General features: G+C 33.9%; 4 protein-coding genes. All 4 read right to left on the bottom strand.

Features of this window, described 5'->3' with window-relative positions:
• Positions 1-24: 24 nt before the first annotated feature.
• On the bottom strand, positions 25-696 hold the full coding sequence (locus DFR80_RS14805; RefSeq protein WP_114490456.1) for an HAD hydrolase-like protein: 672 nt from the start codon (positions 694-696) through the stop codon (positions 25-27).
• Positions 697-790: 94 nt separating this feature from the next.
• The gene (gene uidA / locus DFR80_RS14800; protein WP_114490455.1) at positions 791-2,602 is read right to left on the bottom strand and encodes a beta-glucuronidase; all 1,812 of its coding nucleotides are present in this window, start codon (positions 2,600-2,602) and stop codon (positions 791-793) included.
• A 118-nt stretch (positions 2,603-2,720) separates the two neighbouring features.
• Positions 2,721-4,202 carry an MFS transporter gene (locus DFR80_RS14795; RefSeq protein ID WP_084566060.1) on the bottom strand — a complete coding sequence of 494 codons (1,482 nt, stop codon included), beginning with the start codon at positions 4,200-4,202 and terminating at the stop codon, positions 2,721-2,723.
• Positions 4,203-4,497: 295 nt separating this feature from the next.
• On the bottom strand, positions 4,498-6,093 hold the full coding sequence (locus DFR80_RS14790) for a hypothetical protein (RefSeq protein WP_114490454.1): 1,596 nt from the start codon (positions 6,091-6,093) through the stop codon (positions 4,498-4,500).
• Between the last annotated feature and the right edge of the window lie 65 nt (positions 6,094-6,158).

Raw genomic sequence — 6,158 nt, 5'->3', positions numbered from 1 at the left:
AAGGAAGAAAACGACCATGTCAAATTAGCTGGCATAATTTAAATTACTACAAAAAACTTTTGGAAATCTCTTTGACGGGCTTAAAAACATTATATTAGCAGCTTTCGAACCAGCTTCCTGACCAAGTATGACTTTAACATACTTCTTTAAATCATAACTCTCCCATTCATCTAAAAGAGCTTCCTGATTAGCTGAAGAAACAACTGCTAGATCTGCTTTAGCTGAGATTTCAGCAAGTGATTTTTTAACTCCTATAAAAACTTTTCCCTGATTTTTTTCCAGTTTTGAAATCTCCTGATTAACCCGCTGACTCCATTGAAGTGCTAATTTAAGCTGCTGATTATTCTCATTATTTTTAATGGCTCTTTTTAAAGCAGGGTTGGATAATTCGCTGCTTTCTTGAGTCCATTTTTCAATCTGATTAATTTGGGGCAGTTGATAACCTTCTTTTTTTAATTCATTAAAAGTTTTAACCAGACCCTGAAAGCGGTTGATACCTCTGCTGTGAGAATAAAGATTAACCTTATCCCAGTGTTTCAAAAAATCTTCTTCCATCTCCTCTAACTGCCAGACTTTAACTGCCTGCGGACCAAAAGCTTTTTTATGTTTTTCAGTCATTGTATCAATCGCTGAACCATCAGAATCAATGCAGATCAGATATTCTTTTTCTTTTAGATAATTATCAATAAGGTTCATTTTTTCACCCGCTCTTATTTGTGATATATTTTACTTATACCCGGTCCAGATAGGCTTATTTGGACCGGGTACAAAAGAATCATTTCACTATTGTTTAAGCTTTATAATTATTCGGCATTTCTTCCCATCTCTTTTTTAAAAGATGAGCTGACATCTTAGGCTGCCTGTCTCTGGTAAAAGCACCTTTTTTATTGCCGTTAACTCTTAAAATACCTTCTACAGTCTGGAAGTCAGCAAAATTCCACATCTGTTCTCCAACTATTGAATTACAGTTATCAAAAACCTGATGCTGAACTTCTAAATATTCATTTTGATACTCCTCAGACCACTGAACTGAAGGTAGTTTGTGAATACCTGCCTTGGTATCTGCACCATATTCGGTCATTACAATTGGCTTTCCTTCTTTTTCCCAGCCGGCAAGTTCTTCTTCAAAATCTTTCTGAGCATATTCTAGTTCAGAACCCCCAATGATATACCAGCCGTAATAGCGATTTAGCGATATCACATCAGCAAACTGGGCTACATTACACTTGCCATAGGGGGCAGTCATAATATTGGTAAACGTAAGAGGTCTCTTTTGAGGATCAAGGCCCCGGGCAAAGGAGAAAATTTCTGCAAAGTATTCTTCTGCTCTTTTTTGAGCACTATCCGGTTCATTGGCCAGGCACCACATAACAACAGAAGCATGGTTTTTATCTCTCTTCATTAAACGCTTAATTTCTCTTTTATGATTTTTTATTGTCTGCTCGTGGACAATTTCTTTTTCAAAGAACTCCGATTCTTTACCTGTACCTGCAGCCAGGAAGTTCATATTCATATCAAAAAGTCCGACTGCAGGAGTTTCATCGATTACTACAACCCCTCTGCGGTCACACATTCGATAAAATTCTTCGTCATAAGGATAGTGTGAGGTGCGAACTGAGTTAGCTCCAATCCAGTCCAAAAGCTCAGCATCTCTGATCATTACTGCCGGATCAAAACCGCGTCCGTTAATCTCACTGTCCTGATGTTTGCCAAAACCTTTGAAATAAAATGACTCATCATTAATTAAAAAGCGGTTGCCTTTAACTTCAACTGTCCTAATTCCTACCGGCAGTGGATAATTATCGACCAGCTCTCCTGCACTTAACAGACTTACTTCCAGATTATAGAGATATCCTTCTCCAGGCTGCCAGAGCTTAACGTCTTCAAACTTCAATCTGCCTTCTGCACCTGAGTTTTGGGCAACAACTTCGCCGTCAGCGTCCTTTAATTCAACCCTTATTTCAGAATGAGAGCTGCTTTTAATTTCATATTCTACAATACCGGTACTATCATCAAAATCTGTAACTGTGCTAATGTCATAAATATAGTCCTTAGGCAGAAGCTGCAGTTTTACTGCAGAGTGGATTCCAGCATAATTAAAGAAATCAAAATAAGGGAAGAGTCTCCTTTTGCCATCATCATATTCTTTAATCTGTCCTGTAGGGATAGTTGTTAAATCTAATTCATTATTAACAACTACAACCAGAGTATTTTTGGCTCCAAAATCAGCTGCTTCATTAATAATTGCTCCAAAGGGCATATATCCGCCTTCATGTTCAGCAATTTTTTCGCCATTTAGCCAGACTTCCGCTCTGTGAGTTGCACTGCCAAAGCGCAGGTTAATATTTTTTTGCTGCCATTCTTCTGCCAGATAAAATTCTGTCTGATACCAGACGTCTCCAACATGTTCTCTAATATCTTTATCTGTAAAAAGATCATTATAACTTGAAGGAACAGGCACTTCTTTGTAATCATTTAAACCGTTCTGCCAGCCTTCTTCTCTCCCCTTTTCTTCAAAATCAACTTTAAACTTCCAGATCCCTGATAAATCAATCACCTGACGGGTTGCAGATTCAGCAGGATATAAAAATTGTGATTCCATTTTTTATCACTCCGTTTATTTAAAATTTTAAAAATATAATTATAGAGCTTCTCTAATATATATAATTTTAGAAAAGCCCTAATAATATTTCATTCATTATACTATTAATTCAAAATTATTAAGCAGTAGTTGAAGCTACAGTTTTCCTCTCATCGATTTCATCCTGAATTTCGGCCATTTTTTCTGCATCAAGAGGATAGAATTTCATAGCAATTAGAGATGCCACATGCCCGATTAATGGTAAACCAAAAACAATAAACATTATGGCAATTTCCAGCCCCTGACCAACAGGAGAGTTGGGTGGAATCTTTTGGGCACCATATCCTGCCAGTGAAATACTAAGCCCCATTATTACTGTACCTAAAGAAGAAATCATTTTATCCACAAAGGAAAAAATAGTGCCAATGAATCCAGACATAAATCTGCCTGAGCGATAAGTTTCGTAATCGGTACAGTCGGCAATCATTGGAATAACAATATTACCAGCTAACTGACTTACTGAATATTGAGCACCTAAAAGTATTAAAAGAATTAATACTTGAGTTGAAAATTCTCCTGATGCTAAAAATGGTGTAGCAACAACAAGCATTAAAACTAATATTGTTCCACCCCAGGTTAATCTAACAAAAGATTTTTTAAGACCAACTTTTTCTGCATATTTAACTCCTAAATAGGTAACTATTACAGCTGGTACTGTCACCCAGAGTGTAAATTTACCCTGAAGAGCAGTATTATATAGAATATTGGAAAAGAAGTAAACGAAACCAGCTCTTCTTGCAGTCATAGCTAATTTATCAGTAGAAGCAGCCACAATTAACATTTTCAAAGGTCTGTTGTTTTTTAATACTTCCCAGGCATCCTTAAATTTAACTTCTTTAGAATTTTCAGCCAGTCCAAAATATTCAGTTCTGTCTTTTGACCAGATACCAATAATTGCTAAGATAGTCATCACAAAAGAAGCAGCCATAAATACAATAGATACAGTTGACCATAAGGCAGGATCATTAACATTCTGAGCATATTTAGGTGCCATATAGGTCATAATAAACCAGGTACCACCAGAAAATAATAAAGTGTTATATATTGCATCAAAAAAAGTAAAAAGTGGTCTTTGAGCTGGATCATTAGTTAGAGCTGCCTGAGCTCCTTTAGTACAGGAAGTCTGAAAAGTATACCCAATAATTGCTAAACCATATAAAACTGCTGTAACAATATACTTTGTCTGTTCTGACCATTCAGGTGGGACATGAAACAGGGCTATTAGCATTACTACTAAAATAATATTTCCTACTAGCATAAAGGGACGATATTTTCCAAACTTAGTGTCAGTCTTGTCAAGTACAAACCCAATAATCGGATCGGTAAAACCATCAAACATTCTCATTGCAGTTGCTATACCACCAACAATAGCTGCTGATAAACCTAAAACATTCTGAGTAAAAAAGGCATAATACATTATTAATAAAAAGGCTGTGTTTGTAGCAGTATTATTTAAAGCAAAAAATGCAATCTGCCATTTTTCTGCGTTATGATACTTTCCCTTTTCTTTCAATTTTTCTCTTTTCTTTTTAATTTCTTTTTGATCTGGCTTATTTAACATTAATAAGTCCTCCTAGTTTTTTAATGGATTTAGTCCGGCCCTTCCGGATTGAGCTGAACTACGAAAATCATGTCTTATAGGACTTATGTTAGATTTAACTAACTCTTATATAACTTCTAATAACATTATAAAATAAAAATATTGTAATTTCGTCTCTATTTATTTGGAATTAATAAATAAAAATCCAGTTAAATTGAATTTATTCAGAAACAAATCATTAAAACCCAAAGAAAAGATAATTAACTGTTTCTTTTCTTTGGGTTTCTATTTTTTCCTATAAATATTTAGTTTTTAGTTAAATTTGAAACTGTTTTCTTAGCAGATAAAATTCTATCCCATGACTTTTAATTTCACCCTGAAGTTTATACTTACCCTCCAGATCGAGATATTCAATTCTTAAATCAGGAAATGATTTGTATTTTAAATATTTAATTTCATGATTATTCAGGTCAGAAGGAGCACCCATCTTCAACCACTGATCAAAAGCAGAACCAGAATCTCTATTCAATTTATACTGACTGAGCTTATACTTGCCTTTTAATCCATTAAGTTTAAATATAAATTTCAGGTCAGATTTATTTTCAAAAACCTGATACCTGCTATATTTGTCAATAATACTGTAATCAGCATTTTGATAACTTTTACTCAAATAAGCATAATTATAAATCAAAAATTGAAGATCATCTCCCCGGGCAGTAATTATATAATTATCACCCTGTGCAATAATCTTATCTCCCAGTTCTGATAAAACTATATAGGCATAATAACCAGATTTTTTAATTCCCTCTGTATTCATTAATCCTCTGCCACCAAAAAATGGTAATTCGTTAATCGGCCACTCCGAAATTAAATCTGATAAATTTAAATAACCCAGCCCATCTAAATAATCCTGAAGTTTTAAGGCATTATCAATTATAAAATCTGACATAAAAGCAGTATCATGTACCAGTTCTTTTGCATTCCAGCTGACATTCCAGCGGGTTGCTATTAATTCTGCCTCCGGATAATAATCCTGCAGCAGTTTTTTTATTTTTTTAGACATCTTTATTGAGTAATCCTTTTCTTTAAACTTAAATTTAATATCTTCCAGGGTACTTTCCTTATAAAATTGACTCATATCAATTTCTTCTTCGATTACTGGCACTGAATTATGATAGAGATTGATATTATAAAAATCTACAGCAATATTATTTTTTTCTGCATATTTCAAAAATTTTTGAGAAAGAAAATTTTCTTCAAAAAATGTTTCTGAAGCCGGTCCAACTCGCAGTAATTTAGAAATACCTTTTATTTTCTCAGCTGTCCTGGCATAAAATTCAAAATATTCAAGCTCTGTTCCAGCCCAGTGAAAACCCTGATGAGGAAATTCAGTCCAGACCTGAAAATACCAGCTTTTTACCTCTTCAATACTATATCTATTAATCAAATGTATTATAAATGCATTAATCAGCTCAAGCCAGGCTTCTATTTTTTGAGGTGGCGAAAAATTAGCCTGATAATAAAAAATAGTTTTATCTTTTTGACTGGCCAGTAGCTCAGGCATAAAACTTAAGGTAATAAATGGTTTTAAATTATTTTCTAAAATAAAATCTATTATATTATCAACAAGTTTCCAGTTATAATGGATGTTTTCCAGACTATCACCTTTACAAACTTCCAGATCATCATTAAAGATACCTTCAAAACGTAAATATTCAAAATTTATCTCCTGCTGAAGCTCTCTAATCTGATGGCGTAGATTTGAATCCAGAATACTTTGAGCTGTTCCAGCATTAATTAGTTTTTGCCAGACAGGCCTTACATTTTTTATTCTCTCTGACTCAATTAAGTTAATTTCACTCTCTATTTTTTTAACCTGACTCACTAGCATTGCATAAAAATATTTAAGCATTGTCAAATTTAAGTTATAGATAAAGTATACTATCTACAGAATATTCAGTCACAACCTTATCCATT

Origin of the sequence: Halanaerobium sp. ST460_2HS_T2, assembly GCF_003337665.1 — a bacterium.
Classification (GTDB): Bacteria; Bacillota; Halanaerobiia; order Halanaerobiales; family Halanaerobiaceae; genus Halanaerobium; species Halanaerobium kushneri.
Note: the sequence above shows the minus strand (reverse complement) of the source record. Positions and strands in the feature narration are given on the sequence as shown.